At 56.5% G+C, this 15,823-nt stretch carries 15 protein-coding genes; 10 read left to right on the top strand and 5 right to left on the bottom strand.

Annotation, left to right across the window (positions count from 1 at the left end):
* Positions 1–168: 168 nt before the first annotated feature.
* The 3 genes from ACQ4N7_RS23905 to ACQ4N7_RS23915 form a co-directional block, all read right to left on the bottom strand.
* Positions 169–960: a TPM domain-containing protein gene (locus tag ACQ4N7_RS23905; protein ID WP_430713957.1), complete on the bottom strand. Its 792-nt coding sequence runs from the start codon at positions 958–960 to the stop codon at positions 169–171.
* Between the two features lie 472 nt (positions 961–1,432).
* Entirely contained in the window at positions 1,433–2,944 is a 1,512-nt protein-coding gene (locus tag ACQ4N7_RS23910; protein ID WP_430713958.1) for a sensor histidine kinase, read from the bottom strand.
* Positions 2,884–3,567: a response regulator transcription factor gene (locus tag ACQ4N7_RS23915; RefSeq protein WP_430713959.1), complete on the bottom strand. Its 684-nt coding sequence runs from the start codon at positions 3,565–3,567 to the stop codon at positions 2,884–2,886. The genes ACQ4N7_RS23910 and ACQ4N7_RS23915 overlap by 61 nt, the downstream gene beginning before the upstream one ends.
* Before the next feature lie 147 nt (positions 3,568–3,714).
* Between ACQ4N7_RS23915 and ACQ4N7_RS23920 the strand changes: the two genes are divergently transcribed.
* Together ACQ4N7_RS23920 and ACQ4N7_RS23925 are read left to right on the top strand one after the other, a co-directional pair.
* Positions 3,715–4,260, top strand: coding sequence for a hypothetical protein (locus ACQ4N7_RS23920; RefSeq protein ID WP_430713960.1), 546 nt, complete (start codon positions 3,715–3,717; stop codon positions 4,258–4,260).
* A 464-nt stretch (positions 4,261–4,724) separates the two neighbouring features.
* Positions 4,725–5,165, top strand: a complete 441-nt coding sequence (locus ACQ4N7_RS23925) for a GNAT family N-acetyltransferase (protein WP_430713961.1) — start codon at positions 4,725–4,727, stop codon at positions 5,163–5,165.
* A 164-nt stretch (positions 5,166–5,329) separates the two neighbouring features.
* On the opposite strand, the gene ACQ4N7_RS23930 is transcribed toward ACQ4N7_RS23925, so the two are convergent.
* Positions 5,330–5,776, bottom strand: coding sequence for a hypothetical protein (locus tag ACQ4N7_RS23930; protein ID WP_430713962.1), 447 nt, complete (start codon positions 5,774–5,776; stop codon positions 5,330–5,332).
* 894 nt (positions 5,777–6,670) lie between these two features.
* Between ACQ4N7_RS23930 and ACQ4N7_RS23935 the strand changes: the two genes are divergently transcribed.
* Positions 6,671–7,501: a hypothetical protein gene (locus ACQ4N7_RS23935; protein WP_430713963.1), complete on the top strand. Its 831-nt coding sequence runs from the start codon at positions 6,671–6,673 to the stop codon at positions 7,499–7,501.
* Between the two features lie 130 nt (positions 7,502–7,631).
* Entirely contained in the window at positions 7,632–8,336 is a 705-nt protein-coding gene (locus ACQ4N7_RS23940) for a histidine kinase (RefSeq protein ID WP_430713964.1), read from the top strand.
* A gap of 441 nt (positions 8,337–8,777) precedes the next feature.
* Here the strand turns inward: ACQ4N7_RS23940 and ACQ4N7_RS23945 are convergent, their stop codons facing one another.
* Positions 8,778–9,809 (bottom strand): sulfate/molybdate ABC transporter ATP-binding protein, encoded by a 1,032-nt coding sequence (locus tag ACQ4N7_RS23945; RefSeq protein ID WP_430713965.1) that lies wholly within the window; start codon positions 9,807–9,809, stop codon positions 8,778–8,780.
* Positions 9,810–10,176: 367 nt separating this feature from the next.
* On the opposite strand from ACQ4N7_RS23945, the gene ACQ4N7_RS23950 reads away from it, so the two are divergent.
* The 6 genes from ACQ4N7_RS23950 to ACQ4N7_RS23975 all read left to right on the top strand — a co-directional run bounded on the left by ACQ4N7_RS23950 (position 10,177) and on the right by ACQ4N7_RS23975 (position 15,618).
* Entirely contained in the window at positions 10,177–11,253 is a 1,077-nt protein-coding gene (locus ACQ4N7_RS23950; protein WP_430713966.1) for a sulfate ABC transporter substrate-binding protein, read from the top strand.
* A gap of 93 nt (positions 11,254–11,346) precedes the next feature.
* Complete coding sequence (cysT, locus tag ACQ4N7_RS23955) at positions 11,347–12,189, top strand: sulfate ABC transporter permease subunit CysT (protein ID WP_430713967.1); 843 nt, start codon at positions 11,347–11,349, stop codon at positions 12,187–12,189.
* Positions 12,182–13,054 carry a sulfate ABC transporter permease subunit CysW gene (gene cysW / locus ACQ4N7_RS23960; protein WP_430713968.1) on the top strand — a complete coding sequence of 291 codons (873 nt, stop codon included), beginning with the start codon at positions 12,182–12,184 and terminating at the stop codon, positions 13,052–13,054. The genes cysT and cysW overlap by 8 nt, the downstream gene beginning before the upstream one ends.
* A gap of 399 nt (positions 13,055–13,453) precedes the next feature.
* A complete protein-coding gene (locus tag ACQ4N7_RS23965) occupies positions 13,454–13,765 on the top strand; it encodes an NIL domain-containing protein (RefSeq protein WP_430713969.1) in 312 nt (103 codons plus the stop codon).
* Positions 13,766–14,008: 243 nt separating this feature from the next.
* A complete protein-coding gene (locus ACQ4N7_RS23970) occupies positions 14,009–14,806 on the top strand; it encodes a Crp/Fnr family transcriptional regulator (RefSeq protein ID WP_430713970.1) in 798 nt (265 codons plus the stop codon).
* Between the two features lie 11 nt (positions 14,807–14,817).
* Entirely contained in the window at positions 14,818–15,618 is an 801-nt protein-coding gene (locus ACQ4N7_RS23975) for a class II glutamine amidotransferase (protein ID WP_430713971.1), read from the top strand.
* Positions 15,619–15,823: the final 205 nt, after the last annotated feature.

A 15,823-nucleotide genomic window follows, 5' to 3' on the forward strand; every position in this document is an offset into this window, starting at 1 on the left:
CCTTGCCGCAACGGCTAGGGCATGATTCGTACCCCCGAAGCGATCGCCATCGCTCTGTTGCGCTAGCTCAATTCAAATTGGAATTTTTGGCTGTTGGATTTGTGCAGGGCCGAAAAAATCGGGTGCTGTTTTTTAGAACAGCACCCGCCTCAAGCCTTTAGCCCGGCGTTACGTTTCTGAATTGGAGGCCTGGCCACCAAAAGCCGGGGTGAGGTAAGCCACCAGTGCGCCAATCAGAAACCCTGCCACGTTGCGGGTGAGGGGCAGCCACTCGCTGGTGCGGGTGACAACGGGGCCAATGCCAAAGGCAAAGAACAAAATTCCCCACAGGGGCGAAAAAATCAGCACCCATTGCCAGGCTAAGACCTGACCAGGCTTGCGCGGGTGAGCGGCAAAGCCGCAGATTACCCCTCCCACAACGGAGGTAATTAGGGTCAGCACCCACTGCTCCTGGGGCAGACCAGGAACGACGTTACAGCCGCCCTGACGCAGGCAGCCCTGAATTGAATCTAAGGCACTGAGGATAGAGTTATCTTCGCCGTTTTCGCGCACAAAGAACTGATTGCCGTAGCGGGTTTGCAGCTCAATCCAAAAGGTGCGGGGCAGCAGGTCGTAGACGGCATCGCCAACGCTAAAGTTGAGCAGGTTGCCACCCCTGGGGTCGGCCACTAGCATAATGCTGCGATCGTCAAGGCCCCAAAAGTCTTTGACGGCGCGACCTGGGGTTTGGTCGTACTGGGTCAGCACCCGCAGCTTCCAGCCGGTTTCGGTTTCGAACTGGTTGAGCTGTGAGTCTAGGTCTTCTTCTTGGCGAGAGCTGAGCGACCGGGCTAGATCGATAATGGCGGTCTGGCTTTCGGGCAGGAGTTCGGGGTTGTCGTAGGCCAGAGCCGGTGCCGCAGGCAGCCAGGCGCAAAGGCTGATGAAACAAATGACCAAAATATTTAGCGCGTTTCTCATACTCACTTGTCGTAAAAACATGAAACTGACCACAACGACAAAGGCAACCCACCGCCAGCCCAAGCTAGATTAAATCCAAGTCCAGAAGCGGAGTTTTGCCGATGGCAAAACTTCAGATTCCGAGCTGGACTCGGTATCAAGCTAATAGTGGAGCGTATTCCTTAATTTAGTCTATACCTTTGTTAACAGTTGTTTACACAACTCTAATATTTCTCTGTCTTTAGAGCAAGACACACCAGTATTTGACTGATGCCAAATCCGAGTCACACAATCCCGATTCGCAACCGAGGCCTCGTAGGGAGCATTGCACTGCAATGCCGACAAACTGGGTGTATACAGATAAGATTTGGCAGGAGCCAATGGTGACGAGTTCTCGCAGCCGGGTATAGGGGTCAAGGTTTTGGGGCTGCGATCGGCCTTGAACCCCATACCTTAAACCCTTGATAACCTGCATCTTTGGTTTGGCGACCCGCTAGCTGGCGGGCAGGTGCAGGCTAAATCGGGCTTCGCCAGCGGGGCTGGGGGCCAGCACCAGGTCACCACCGTGAGCGCGGGCAATCTCACGAGCCAGGCTGAGGCCCAGTCCCAGTCCGTCGGTGGGGCGATCGCGGGCGGTTTTGCCCCGGTAAAAGCGATCGAATAGGCGGCTGGCCTCGGTGGCGGTGAGGGAGGTAGTGGCATTGGCGATGGTGAGCTGCACCTGCGACGGGTGGGGCTGTAGCTGCACGCGTACCCAGCCCTGGGGCTGGTTGTATTTAGCGGCGTTGGTAATCAGATTTTGCACCACCTGCCCCAGCAGATCGCGATCGCCCGCCACCATCACCCCCGGCTCAATCTCGGCACTCACCGCCAGATCGGGGGCCAGCAGCGACAAATCTTCGAGCTGATCCTGCACTAGAGCGCTGAAATCGACGGGCTGGCGCTGAATGCTCATTTGCCCAGCATCGGCCAGCGACAGCAGCAGCAGCTTGCGCACAATGCTGCTGAGCTGGTGCACCTGATCGAGCAGCTGGCCCAGGGTTTGCTGGGCGGCGGAGCCGGTTTCAACCTGCTGCATGGCCCGCTCTAGCTCACCCTGAAGAATGGTGAGGGGGGTTTTGAGCTCGTGGGCGGCGTCGCCGCTGAACCGCGAGGCCTGGTGAAAGCTGCGCTCCAGACGCTCAAGCATGGCGTTAAAGGCGGAGATCAGCGGCGCAAATTCTGGATCGGGATCGGCGGGCAGCCGCTGGTGCAGCCCCTGGGCGGTGACCTGGCTAATGCTTTGACTGAGCTGGCGCACTGGCCGCAGCGCCTGGCCCGCCAGCCCCCAGGCCCCACCGCCGATCGCCAGCAGCAGCCCCGGAATGGTCAGGGCGTAGATGCGGCGCAGGGTTGCCATCTCCTGCCGCAGGGTGCTGAGGTTGGCCGCGATCGCCAGCTGACCCAGGGGCGTCGTTCGCACCGCCACTCGCCAGGGGCCATCGGCTGACCGCACCGTCATCAAATGGCGCGATCTCTGGCGCGATCTCTGGCGCGAGCGATCACCATCGAACTGGCTCGGTTGAAGGGATATCTGAGTCAGGGCGCTGGGCCACTGGGGCGATTGATAGACCACTTCTCCAGCTCGATTGATCAACACAAGGCCGACCTCGGCATCGGCGGACAGGCCCAGCTCTCGGGCCAGGGCGGCCTCAGGGTCGGTAGGGAAGTCGCCGCGATCGCCGCCGGGGAGAAAATCGCGGCGATCGCCGGGTCCACCGGGGCGGGCCAGCGGCCCGGCGCTTTGCAGGCGGGCATCGAGACTGTCGAGCTTGGCCTGGTAGATCAGCCAGCTAGAGAGCAGGGCAAAGCCCAGCAGCGCTCCCCCGGCCAGGGCCGCCGACCACAGCGCCAGCCGCAGCCGCAGCGAGAGGTGACGAGCAGGATGGCGGTCAGCGGATGAGTTCAACCGCTGGCCTCCGCTGCCCGAAAGCGGTAGCCCACCCCGCGCACGCTCTCGATCCACTGGGCCGCCGCCAGAGGGTCGAGCTTCTTGCGCAGCCGCTGAATGGCGACATCGACCACGTTGGTGCTGGGGTTAAAGTCGTAGCCCCAGACATGCGCCAAAATTTGGGTGCGGGTGAAGACACGACCGGGCGATCGCATCAGATACTCCAGCAGGTTAAACTCGCGCGCGGTCAGCTCCACCTGTCGCTCGCCGCAGGTGACCTCGCGGGTAATGCGATCGAGGCGCAGGGGGCCTGCGGTCAGGATATTTTGGCGATCGCCGCTGGTGCGCCGCACGACCGCATGCATGCGGGCCACCAGTTCTTCTACATAAAACGGCTTGGCAATGTAGTCGTCGGCCCCCAGGTTGAGCCCGGCCAGGCGATCGTCGAGCTCGTTGCGGGCGGTAATTAAAATCACCGGCACCGTGTGCCCCGCCCCCCGCAGCGCCTTGAGCACCGCCAGCCCATCCATGCCCGGCACCATGATGTCGAGCAGCACCACGTCATAGGTGCGATCGCTGGCCAAAGCGTAACCCTCGCTGCCGTTGGCGCAGGTGTCAACCACAAAGCCCTGCTCCTGTAGCCCCTGAGCTACAAAGCTGGCAATTCTGACCTCGTCTTCTACTAATAAAACGTTCATGGGCGCTCACAGCCTAGTCCAGTACTAGCACAGCTAGCGAACCGCAACCATGACAAAGCTGTAATTTAGCGGCCATGGTTTTGCCATCGTGCCCAGGCTTAATAGAAATCGTCCACCTAACTCTATCGGAGTAAGTCACCCATGGTAATGCACCGTTCTCTGATCACCGCCGGTTTGGCTATGGCTCTACTGGGCGGCAGTCTGGGCCTCGCCGCCCTGAGCCAAACACCCCAGAACAACCCCGCTCAACCCAGCGCAGCCGAGCCCGGTCCGAGGGGTGAGGGTCGGGGCCGAGGCCAGGGCCTCGCCAACGCCGCCGCTCAGCTGGGAGTCAGCGAGGCCGACTTGAAAGCTGCCCTGGGCCTGCCTGCCGAACCGCCGCCGCGCCCCGACCTGGCCGCTGCCGCTACGCAGCTGGGCATTAGCGAGACCGACCTGCGGGAGGCGCTGCGGGGAGATGGCGATCGCGGCGATCGCGGCCAGCGCCTGGCCAATGCCGCCACCGAGCTAGGCATCAGCGAAGCCGATTTGAAAGCTGCCCTGGGTCTACCTGCCGAACCGCCGCCGCGTCCCGATTTGGCCACCGCTGCCGCCCAGCTGGGGGTGAGCGAAGCCGACCTGCAGGAAGCTCTGCGCAGCAATATGGGTCGTGGCCCTGGCGGCGGCTGCCAGGGGTCAGAGGCAGAGAGTTAGCCACCATCGAATTAGTGTAAAACTGGCGCTCTGGGGTTTGGTCGCAGTTTGATTCAAGCTCCAGAGCGCCTTGCTTACGCCATGTTGTTCATACCGCTAGCGCGACATTCTGCAACGAGCAAACCAGCTTTAGCCGTGCCCTGCGTGAATGTAGACAGAAATGGCTAGCTTTAGGGCAAAGTCTGCCTGATAATTCTGATTTTTGGGCAGCACCATTGCTCTCTATAGTTTGGCCTCTGTAGAATAGCGGCTACACGATTTGGAGCTAGCACCGAGGCTGGTGCTGGCCACTGGAGGCGATCGCGCTTTGACCACAGCTCCAGCCAGGCACAATTGAGCTATTGTTTCTTTCGATCGACAATGACGGGGTAACGGCCCTGTAGCGCCGTAGGGCTAGATGAAAGAGGTGTGCGGTGCCACCCGCGTCAGAGTCCTGTGGTGGCCGCTTAAATAGGATGCTGCCGATGCACATAAGACCTGGTGGGATGGACGACAGTGGGGCGATCGCAGCCCTGCTAAGCGACCTTGGCTACCCCGCTACCGCCGACTCTGTCGCCTCTAATCTGTCGCGCCAGCTAGCTCACCCCGATGCTGAACTGCTCGTCGCCGTCGAAAATGACGCAGTGATTGGCTTAATCTCGCTGCATTTTATTCCTCAGCTGGCGCTGACGGGCGACTACTGCCGGATCAGCTATTTTTGTGTGGCCCCAGAGGTCCGAAGCCAGGGCGTAGGGGCCGCCCTCGAAGCCGCTGCCTGTGGCTTAGCCAGGGCGCGGGGGTGCGATCGCATTGAAGTGCACTGCCACAGCCGCCGCGAGCTGGCCCATCAGTTTTATTACCGGCAGGGCTATACCGAGTCGCCTAAATATCTGCAAAAGTCTGTCCGAGCCGACCAGCCTGAATAAGTTTTTGATTCACTGTCCGGTTATTGCAGCAGTGTTCGGACAGCCAGGAGGTATATATACAAAATTAATGTGCACCGCTAATGTACACCGCTGCCCAGCTTTTTAGGCTAACAAAGGCAGCAGTGTACATTACCTCAAACTCAGCGATTAGAGATGGTCACAGATTAATCGCTAAAGGCATCCTTGATGTTATCTACCGCACGCTCAACAGCGTTCATAGATTTCTCTGCGGCTCTCTCAGTCCGATCGGCATCTTCCGATGCTCGCTGCTCAATCCGATCCCGATCTCTTTTGGCTTTGCGCTCAACAAAACTTCCTTCGTCGTCAGCCTGATCAACTTTAGAGGCATTTTGACGAGCGGCACGCTTAACGCTATCTTCAGCACTCCGAATAACGTTTCTAGAGCCCTGCTTAACATCATCAGCAGCACCTTTAACCTGGCTGCCCGCATCCGCCGCTGCAATCAAGGTGCCTGCTGGGGCAGCCAGGGCTGAGGCATTGGCAAAAAATGCACCCTGCCAAACGAATGCGATCGCCGATAAAAGGAACAGGGTTGTAGCCACCCAGCGGCCCACAGTCGGCAGCCCTTTGGCAAAATAGCTTGACTTCATGAAAATTGATCTCCGTGAGAGTTAGCCCTCTATTCTTACTGCATTCAACTGTTCAATTAAACCATTCCAAAGACATAGGTTCATCTCCCCTACCAGACTCAAAAGAAGCAGCCTCAGCAGCAGACGCTAATTGTTTTTATGAATTCGCAAATAATACAAAAAATCTAACTTTCGAGAGATACAATCGACGCGCTACTCAGATCGGCAACTACAAGCCTAAAATGTTAGCCAGCAATGGAATTAGCATAGCTGACAAGCTTTACAATAAATTGAGATCTCTAAATCAGCAAATCTGAACCTGAAAGCAATACCTTTTCTGGGAGCAAAATTTGCAGAAGAAATCTCTTTGAGTTTTGCAAAATCATTTGTAAAAATATTTAGATCACCCCAAAAATCCCGCGAAATTTAGATACACAAAACTACATAATCCAGGCAACTGTATCGTTGGTTGAGGCTAGATTTTCGACTTCTGATAGAGACACGAACTCTAAATTGGTTTTACTATAAAGTTGAAATGGTCAGTACTATTCACTGATATAGCGCACTGGTGGTTGGCTGGTGCTACCGAAAACATTTGCTCTCAAGCTGTTTTGGCCAGATTTAATGGCTCTGAGAGTTAGAGAATTTTCTGGCCGCTGAAACTTAGCCACCACATTTTTCGCTCAAGCCTTTTTCTGAGCTTTGCGGTAAAGTACCACCCTGGTCAGATATCAGCGGTAGCCCTTATCCCCATGATCAAGGTGGATGATAAGCCGGACAAAGAGGACGTCCAAAGGATCATTTCCAGGCAGTACCTATAGGCATCTTGTTATAGAGACAATTAAGCGGGGCTTTGCCGTTTCGTTACTGCCTTTGCAGCCATTACACATATACAACGAAGGAGGAGTTGAAGCCATGAAAAGTTTTCACAGTAATCAAAAATCGACCCGAGGCAGAAAGAGTTGGGCAGGTGCGATCGCCCTAGGTCTAACGCTTTCTTTAGTATCGGCCTGCAACACCGCCACTCCAGACACTCAGGCTGAGCAGGAAAATGTAACCTCTGATCAGATTACTGAGGTAGGACCCGGCGAACCCATTGTTGGTGAACTGGTAACCGTTAGAAGTGGAATTACTGAAACGATTGATGACAACAGCTTTGTCATGGAATCTAACAACGGCGATCCCATTTTAGTGATCAACCCTGCCGGTGCTGCATTCACACCCCCTGAAGAGGATATTCCTGTTCAAGTTACTGGGCAGCTAGAAGTCTTTGATGCGGCATCGATCGATCAGTATGGAGTGCAAGATTTAGACCCAGCTCTCTACGAAGAGTACGATCAGCAGCCTGTTATTGTGGCCGACAGTATTGCCCTGGCACCGCGGCCCCAAGATCTATCGGAGGCACCGGATGAGTACTTTGACGAAACAATCGCGATCGAAGGCGATCTCAGACCGTTAGAAGGAGCAGATAACGCCTTTGCTCTGTTTGAAGAAGGCTGGAATGACGATGTTGGCGTGCTAGTGGTTGGCGTCGATCAAGCCGTTGATACTGCCAGCCTTGAAGAGGGCGAAAACGTTGTCGTAACGGGTCAAGCGCGGCCCGCCGATGCCGCCGCACTGCAAGAGGCAAACTTTGGCTGGGATGACGACCAAATTCAAGAGTTTCTGTCGAGGTATGAAAATCGACCGGTAATTTTTGTCGAGGAAGTCTATCCATCGGCTGTGCCCCCTCACCCAAGCGTTTAATAGGCTGACTTCAGCCAGAGGTGAGCTGAAAAACATTGGCTCAGGCCTGCCTGAGCAGGCTCAAGGGAACGAGTTAACCCCACCCATTTAGCTCGCCCAACTTTTAATGAACGACAAACAAGAGGAAATCATGGTAAACACACGAAACAACATCAACCAAACCCAATACAAGCGCGTCGTCGGTGTTTTTAAGCGCCGCGAAGATCTCGAAAGCGCACTGCGCGCCCTCAGCGATGCTGGTATTAACAAAGAAAGAATTTCTCTGCTGGCAAAGCACGTAGAAAACGTTGAAGGTGCGGAAGACCTGACCGATCACCAGGGCAACGAAGCCAAAGAAGGGGCCGGTATTGGTGCCACTACAGGAACCGTACTCGGCGGCATCGGCGGCTTTTTGGTCGGCGCAGGCGTACTGGCCATTCCCGGTGTAGGCCCTGTGCTTGCCGCAGGCGTCGGGATTTCTGAAATTGCGGCTACCCTGGCTGGCGCTGGTATTGGCGCTGCTGCCGGTGGTCTAGTCGGTGCTCTGGTTGGGGCCGGCATTCCTGAAGACCGCGCCAAAGGCTACGAGAAGCGCATCAAAGCGGGCGATTATTTGCTGATGGTTGACGGCACCGCTGACGAAGTGCGCAATGTTGAGTCTATTTTGCGCGATCGCCATATCGAAGACATGGGCACCTACGATGCGCCTGACCTCGCCAACCGCTCCACTGCGGCTACAACTGCCACCACTGGTGCTGGGCGAACCAATGCCACTGGCACTCGCGACATCGACAACGATGGCGAGCCTGAAGTCATCATCGTAGATAATCGTTCTCAAACAACTCGGCGCAGCTAGACGCAGTGCTAAATACGCCAGGGGTTGAGCGCGTCGGCCTCACTGAACCCTGTAGCCTGGCCTCAGCCATGCCCACTCAGTTCCTCAAAATGGCGGGAACTGGGGGGCACCTCACTCAGCAGCGCTAACGAGTCCATTACTTAACTTACGCCAGCAGGGATTTTGTCTAAAGTCCCTGTTTTTTATTGTCAGTGAAGAGGAATGTCCTTAGGCGACGGGCAGCAGCGTAGCCAAAACCGATTATTGTTAGGCCTTGAGCGAGGTCACCAAGTTCAACATTCGAGCCGCAAATTCATTAAACTCATCGCCTGCTTGAGACTGAGAGGCGCATGGAATGTGAGTCGTGGAGAACACCGCCCAGACTAAAACCGCCTCAGCTGAGTAGAAAATGTGGCCGGGTACCGACCACGTTTTGCATTGCCGTAAACTTCCCTATCCTTCTCAGGCGACTGATTGTGAGTAGCTGGGAGATTTTTCGAAGCTGCGGATGAATTTGGCCCGCAGATATACGGTCTGCCCTGGCTGCAGGCCCAGCTCCTGATACTGCTCGCGGTTGATATGGGCGGTAATGGGATGACCATTGTCGAGGGTCAGTTCGACACGAATCGTCCAGCCCAGGTGAATGATGTGGTTGACCGTTGCCGCCACGCTGCCGTCGGAGTGGGCGGTAAAAATTTCGATGTCGTGGGGCCGCAAAAACACTTCCCCGTGAACTGGAGCATCGCGGTGGAGCGGCTTCCAGGTATTGTCGGGCGACAGTACGTTGACTGCGCCAATGAAGCTCATCACAAAGGGGGTGGCGGGGTTTTCGTAGATTTCGGCAGAAGAACCCACCTGCTCGACTCGGCCATTGCTCATCACCACAATCTCGTCAGAGATTTCCATCGCCTCTTCCTGGTCGTGGGTGACAAAGACCGTGGTTACATGCACCTCGTCGTGGAGGCGGCGCAGCCAGTCGCGCAGATCCTTGCGCACTTTGGCATCGAGGGCCCCAAAGGGTTCGTCTAGCAATAAGACCTGCGGCTCGATCGCCAGCGCCCGCGCTAGGGCCACCCGCTGGCGCTGCCCGCCGGAAAGCTGGGAGGGGTAGCGATCGCCCAATCCCTCTAGCTGCACCAGTTCCAGCAGAGTATCGACCCGGTGCTTGATGCGGTCTTTGGGCCACTTTTGCAGCTCCAGGGCAAAGGCAATATTTCGGCGCACGGTGAGGTGCTTAAACAGGGCGTAGTGCTGAAACACAAAGCCCACCCGACGGTCTTGCACCGACTTAGCGGTGGCATCTTGAGCAGAAATATAGATTCGGCCCGTGTCGGGTTGCTCTAGGCCCGCAATCACCCGCAGCAGCGTTGACTTGCCCGAACCCGACGGCCCCAGCAGGGCCACCAGAGAGCCGCTCTTGATATCCAGGGAGATGGGTTCAAGGGCCTGAAAATCTCCAAACCGTTTTGAAACGTTTTCTACTCGAATTCCCACGGGTGTTTTCCAAAATCGACATTGTGCTTTAACTCAGGCGCGACGCCGAAGACAGCGCTGTGGTGCCACTTGCTCGGGGCCACCTTCCAGAACCTAACTCTCGGCAGCGGAGCCAGGGTGCGCTTCAGGTGTATGTCCTGGGCCGGTTGGGCGATCGCCCGTCAACCCGACGGTAGCGTGACCTAACGCTATCCCAAACCCAGCTAAAATGCAACTCACTCTAAAATCAAGCTCAAGCAAGATCAAGTTAACAGGAAAATGAATTTGAATTCATTTTGAATTCAATCGCAAAATTTTGTGATACAGTCCGTAGACGTAATCCTCGAAACCCCTATCGAGTTACCGCAGATTCTTTGGAGAGCGACCCATGACATCACCTAAGCGCTATCTTTCGCGGCGATCGGCAGTTTTGTTTCTGGCTGGGCTGGGCCTGGCGGGTGGCTTAGCCGCCTGCGGTAGCACCCCATCGGCCCCAGAGGCCGACACGGGCGAATCGACAACCGCCGCCGCCAGCCCCGTAGAGCTAACGCTGGTTTCCTACGCCGTAACCCAGGCCGCTTATGAGCAAATCATTCCTAAATTTGTCGAGCAGTGGAAGGCTGAAACCGGCCAGGAGGTCACCTTTAACCAGAGCTACGGTGGCTCTGGCTCTCAGACCCGCGCCGTACTCGATGGGCTAGAAGCCGATGTCGTCGCCCTGGCCCTGGCCGGGGACACCCAAAAAATTGAGGCGGGTGGCCTGATTGAACCCGGCTGGGAAGGTGAAGCCCCCAACAATGCGATCGTGCACAAGTCAGTGGCCGCGCTCGTGTTTCGGGAGGGCAACCCTAAAAACATTCGGGGCTGGGAAGACCTGGCCCGTGACGACGTCCAGGTGGTGACCGCTAACCCCAAAACCTCCGGCGGGGCCAAGTGGAACTTTCTCGGAGCCTGGGGATTTCAGACTCAAACCGGCCGCGATGACGCCGCCGCCCTCGACTTTGTCACCCAGATCTACCAAAACGTGCCGGTGCTGCCCAAAGACGCGCGGGAATCCACCGATGTGTTCTTTACCCGAGGCCAGGGCGATGTGCTGATCAACTACGAAAACGAGGTACTGCTGGCCGCTCAGAACGGTGAAGACCTGCCCTACGTGGTGCCTGAGGTGAATATCTCTATCGATAACCCCGTTGCCGTCGTCGATGCCAACGTAGATAAACACGGCACGCGGGAGGTTGCTGAGGCCTTTGTGGAGTTTCTGTTTACCCCAGAAGCCCAGGAAGAGTTTGCCAAAGTGGGTTTCCGCCCGGTTGACCCCAGCGTGGCTGAGGCCTTTGCCGATCAGTTCCCCAAGGTGACTACCTTGTTTACGGTGGCTGACCTGGGCGGCTGGGAAGAGATTGACAAAAAATTCTTTGCCGATGGAGCCATCTTTGACCAGGTGCAGTCCAAGGTTGGCAAATAGGCAGCTGGCGCTTATCCCAGTTCTTTGACGCTTGAAAAAGGCTGGGGTAAAGCCCTTAGAGATTAACCAACCGACCTAATTTTTTCTGCACCCATGACTTCATCACCGTTTGCTGTCCAGGGTTTCTGGTCCCAAATTCTCCATGCCTCCTGGCCCTGGCGGATCACCTGGCTCTACCTAACTCTGTTCTTGTTTTTGCCCATCGCGGCGCTTTTGCTGAAGGCGCTGACCCTTAACCCAACAGAAATCTGGCGCATCGCCACCGACCCGGTGGCCATTTCGACCTACAACGTCACCTTTGTAACGGCGTTAGTGGCGGGTATTATCAACGGCTTTGCCGGGCTGATGATTGCCTGGGTGCTGGTGCGCTACGAGTTTCCGGGCAAGCGGTTTTTAGATGCCATCATCGATTTGCCCTTTGCTCTGCCGACGGCGGTAGCCGGTTTAACCCTCTCGACTATCTACAGCACCAACGGCTGGATTGGCGGATTTCTAGAGCCCTTTGGCATTCGGGTATCGTTCACCCGATTGGGGGTGCTGGTGGCCATGATCTTTATCTCGCTGCCCTTTGCGGTGCGAACGGTGCAGCCCGTGCTGCAAGATATGGAGTCAGAAATGGAAGAAGCGGCTTGGTCAATGGGAGCCTCGCAGTGGCAGACCTTTTGGCGGGTGATTTTGCCGCCGCTGCTGCCCGCCATTCTGACCGGGGTGGCCATGGGGTTTTCGCGAGCGGTGGGCGAATACGGCTCGGTGGTCATCATTGCGGGCAACATTCCCTTTCAAGACTTAATTGCGCCAGTGCTAATTATTCAGCGCCTAGAGCAGTATGACTACGCCGGGGCCACGGTGGTAGGTACGGTGCTGCTGATTATTTCGCTGGCGGTGCTGCTGATGATTAATCTTATTCAGGCCCGAGGGAGGCGCTTCTATGGCTGATTCGTCGTTAAGGCAACCCGTTGTTGCAGAGCCCAGGTCTCAGAATGCAGGCCGGTTTCAGTGGGGCAAGTGGCTGCTGGTGGCCTTTGTCTTTGGCTACCTGGCGCTAATTTTGCTGATGCCGACTCTCAACGTGTTTATTCAGGCGTTTAAGGCGGGGATGCCTGGGTTAATCGACACGTTTACCAGCCAGTTCTTTTTGAATGCGGTCAAGCTGACGGTGATTGCAACGGCGATTACGGTGCCGCTGAATACGGTGTTTGGGCTCTGCGCGGCGCTGTCTCTGGCTAATAAGAACTTTCCGGGGCGATCGCTGCTGATCAGCATCATCGACCTGCCCTTCTCGATCTCGCCCGTAGTAGCGGGTCTGATGCTGGTGCTGCTGTTTGGCAACCGGGGCTGGTTTGGGCCACTGCTCGACGCCGGCGGCATCAAGATCATCTTTGCCCTGCCCGGCATTGTGATGGCCACCATTTTTGTCACCATGCCCTTCATTGCCCGCGAGGTGCTGCCCGCCCTCGAAGATGCCGGTACCGAGCAGGAGGAGGCCGCCGCCACGTTGGGCGCGACCCCCTGGCAGACGTTTTGGCGGGTGACGCTGCCCTCAATTAAGTGGAGCCTGCTCTACGGCCTGATTTTGTGTAACGCTCGGGCCATGGGTGAGTTTGGGGCCGTCGCGGTGGTTTCGGGCAACATTGTGGGCAAAACCCAAACCCTGCCCCTGTTTATTGAAGAAGCCCACATACAGTACAACACTCAGGCCGCCTACACCGCCGCCCTGCTGCTGGCCTGTTTGGCCGTAGTCACCCTGGTGCTGAAGTATGTCCTGGAGCGCAGTGCGGGCATTCAGCACCGTGGTCACTAGAACGGTTTACAGCAAACTTTATAGCGCCAACAGTCGTTTTTGCCGTCGAAAAGCTCGAAATCATGTCCATTAAAATTTACTTTCTCGCCTCTTTTCTCGTGCTGGTACTGGTGCTCAAACCTTTTCTAGAAAAAGAACCTGAGGTCAAAAAACCTCTGTCTGAATGGCTGTTCTTATCTTTGATTGTTTTCCTGAGCCCAGTCACGCTGCCCAGCGTAACGTGGCACAAATTACGTAGATTCAAACACCACAATGATGTTCGAATGTTCTTTAAAAAGATAACCCGCAATTTTCTGCTGCTATCGAGAAAAATTGTAAAACTCAGCTGCTTTCAGTAAAAGTTCCGATTGTCAGCTAGCGAAATTTTTCGCTAGACCTCCTATTTTGATGAGATCAACTATGGCATCCATTTCTCCCGACTACGGTCTTGAGGCGCTGCACCTCAAAAACCCTGAAAGCCTGGTGCAAACCCAGGTCAAAATCCGCATTCCCAAAGCTCGACACTCCGACCCAGTGCTCTCAAACCTGATCAACCGCTACGGCCTCAAGGTCAATATTTTGGGCGCGCTGCTGGGGGCCAACGGCCAGGAAGATGGCTGGTTTGATTTGGCGATCGAGGGCCGTGCCGCCACCATTCACGAGGCGCTGCTAGATCTAGTAGAACTGGAGGCTGACCTGTGGTTTGACACCGAGGCTGAGGATGGCTGGTGATGGCCTAGGCGTGCCATCAAGTCTGGCCACAGTCCTTACCGCATCAGCATTGCCACGCTCGATCACCAAAACAGGCTGGGGGCTGTAACCGCTGATTTTCGCGTTATTAACGATTAATCGGTGACAGCCGCTAAATGGCAGACAGGCCGCAACACCCGACAAAAATTGGCAAAACTATAGCCTTGCTGAGGTATAACCCTAGTTCCGAGGGACAATGGCAGAGTACGGAACTGACAACACCTCATGGCAAAGGCAAAAAGCCCCAGCTTGGCTTCAAAAACGATCGAAACGTTGACGACCCAAAGCTTTTTATTTCAGGGGCTGGGGCAAGACCCACTGCTCAGCGACCTCGACCCCGATCTGCTAGTCACTGAAAAGCTCTACTCCAACCGCCCGGTCTACACCGCCTTTCGGCCCCACACCTGGCAAGAGCACCTGTATGTGGTCATCGACGGCGGCCCGGTGATTATGCGCAGTACTCCCCTCGACCGGGTCATGGCGCTCACCTACCCCGGCGGCTGCTTTGGCATGCGCAGCCTGCCTGTGGGGGTTGGGGCGGCGACGCGGGCCTTTCCCAGCCTGGTTGAGGCCTACAAAACCACCAACGTGATCAAGGTGCCGGTGACGGTGGTGCAAGATTTCTACAACCACAATGAAACGTTTCGCGATCGCTACACCCTGCTGTTTGAGCTGCGCGAAAAGTTTCAGTACCATCTGCTCAACTGCAGCACCTACCCGCCCCAGGCGGTGGCGGCAGTGCTGCGGGGGCTGATCTTTCAGGAGCGCAGCCTGGGTGCCCAGCCCCAGGGCGACCAGCCGGAATACGTGTTTGACCTGCCCATCGACCTGATCGCCCGCGCCTGCCAGCTCAACCACCGCACCGTAGAACAAGTGCTGAAGGGGCTGACCAAGGCGGGCTACCTCAAAACTGACAAACTGGCCGACTCGGCCAATGACCTGGTGAAGGTGGTAGACCCCGAAGGGCTTAAAGAAGTCTACGGGGCCACCCGCGACAAAGTTTCCTGGTGGCCGCTGAAGTAGGGATAGCCAGCATGTGTCAACTCCTGGGCATGAACTGCAATGTGCCGACGGATATTTGCTTTTCCTTTGAGGGCTTCTGCGCTCGGGGCGGCAAAACCGACGACCATAAAGACGGCTGGGGCATCGCGTTTTTTGAAGGGCTGGGCTGTCGGGTGTTTCTCGACGACGGCCCCTCCAGCACCTCCCCTGTAGCGGCCCTGGTGCGGCAGTACCCGATCAAGTCTATGAATGTGATCGCCCACATTCGCAAGGCCACCGTGGGGCCAGTGGGGCCAGAAAACTGCCACCCGTTCAAGCGCGAGCTGTGGGGGCGCTACTGGGTGTTTGCCCACAACGGCGATGTGCCCAGCCTGATGGCAGACCCCACCGGCATTTACCGCCCGGTGGGACAAACCGACAGCGAACGGGCTTTTTGTCTGATCCTCAATACCATTCGCCAGCGGTTCCCCGATCGCAAGCCGCCCATTGCCGACCTGTACGCGGTGCTGCAGACCGTCACCGCTGCGATCGCTCAGCACGGCATCTTTAACTACCTGCTCTCCGACGGCGAACACTTTTTTGCCCACTGCTCCACCAAGCTCTGCTACCTCGTGCGGCAGGCCCCCTTCGCCGCTGCCCACCTGATCGACGAAGACCTGACGGTCGATTTTCAGGAGTTGACCACCCCCAGCGATCGCGTCGCCGTCATTGCCACCACCTCGCTCACCGACAACGAACAGTGGACGCCCATTCAGCCCGGTGAGCTACTGGTGTTTCAAGACGGCGCGCCGCTGCTAGCGCTGGGTCAGCGCAGTAGTGTCCAGCTTGTCTAGCGCAGTGCGCTGGAAGAAACGGTTTTATGGGGCTTCGGCCCCTTTTTTTGCGTTTGCTGGGGAATGCGATCGCACTGCCCCTTAACCCGCTGCCTAGAGTTCTCCCAAAAGCCTCACTTGCGCCAAGGCAGGTCATCTAGAGCAACCCGTTTCTCAAGGTGAATACCACGAAAGATAGAAGTTTATGCCATGCCCGCAGCATAAC

The sequence above is a fragment of the Nodosilinea sp. AN01ver1 genome (assembly GCF_050565655.1).
In the GTDB taxonomy this organism is placed as follows: Bacteria; Cyanobacteriota; Cyanobacteriia; order Phormidesmidales; family Phormidesmidaceae; genus Nodosilinea.

Coding starts and splice junctions, on each gene's coding strand:
- ACQ4N7_RS23905 (WP_430713957.1), bottom strand. CDS start 960: ATGAGAAACGCGCTAAATATTTTGGTCATTTGTTTCATCAGCCTTTGC.
- ACQ4N7_RS23915 (WP_430713959.1), bottom strand. CDS start 3,567: ATGAACGTTTTATTAGTAGAAGACGAGGTCAGAATTGCCAGCTTTGTA.
- ACQ4N7_RS23920 (WP_430713960.1), top strand. CDS start 3,715: ATGCACCGTTCTCTGATCACCGCCGGTTTGGCTATGGCTCTACTGGGC.
- ACQ4N7_RS23925 (WP_430713961.1), top strand. CDS start 4,725: ATGCACATAAGACCTGGTGGGATGGACGACAGTGGGGCGATCGCAGCC.
- ACQ4N7_RS23930 (WP_430713962.1), bottom strand. CDS start 5,776: ATGAAGTCAAGCTATTTTGCCAAAGGGCTGCCGACTGTGGGCCGCTGG.
- ACQ4N7_RS23935 (WP_430713963.1), top strand. CDS start 6,671: ATGAAAAGTTTTCACAGTAATCAAAAATCGACCCGAGGCAGAAAGAGT.
- ACQ4N7_RS23940 (WP_430713964.1), top strand. CDS start 7,632: ATGGTAAACACACGAAACAACATCAACCAAACCCAATACAAGCGCGTC.
- ACQ4N7_RS23950 (WP_430713966.1), top strand. CDS start 10,177: ATGACATCACCTAAGCGCTATCTTTCGCGGCGATCGGCAGTTTTGTTT.
- cysT (WP_430713967.1), top strand. CDS start 11,347: ATGACTTCATCACCGTTTGCTGTCCAGGGTTTCTGGTCCCAAATTCTC.
- cysW (WP_430713968.1), top strand. CDS start 12,182: ATGGCTGATTCGTCGTTAAGGCAACCCGTTGTTGCAGAGCCCAGGTCT.
- ACQ4N7_RS23965 (WP_430713969.1), top strand. CDS start 13,454: ATGGCATCCATTTCTCCCGACTACGGTCTTGAGGCGCTGCACCTCAAA.
- ACQ4N7_RS23970 (WP_430713970.1), top strand. CDS start 14,009: ATGGCAAAGGCAAAAAGCCCCAGCTTGGCTTCAAAAACGATCGAAACG.
- ACQ4N7_RS23975 (WP_430713971.1), top strand. CDS start 14,818: ATGTGTCAACTCCTGGGCATGAACTGCAATGTGCCGACGGATATTTGC.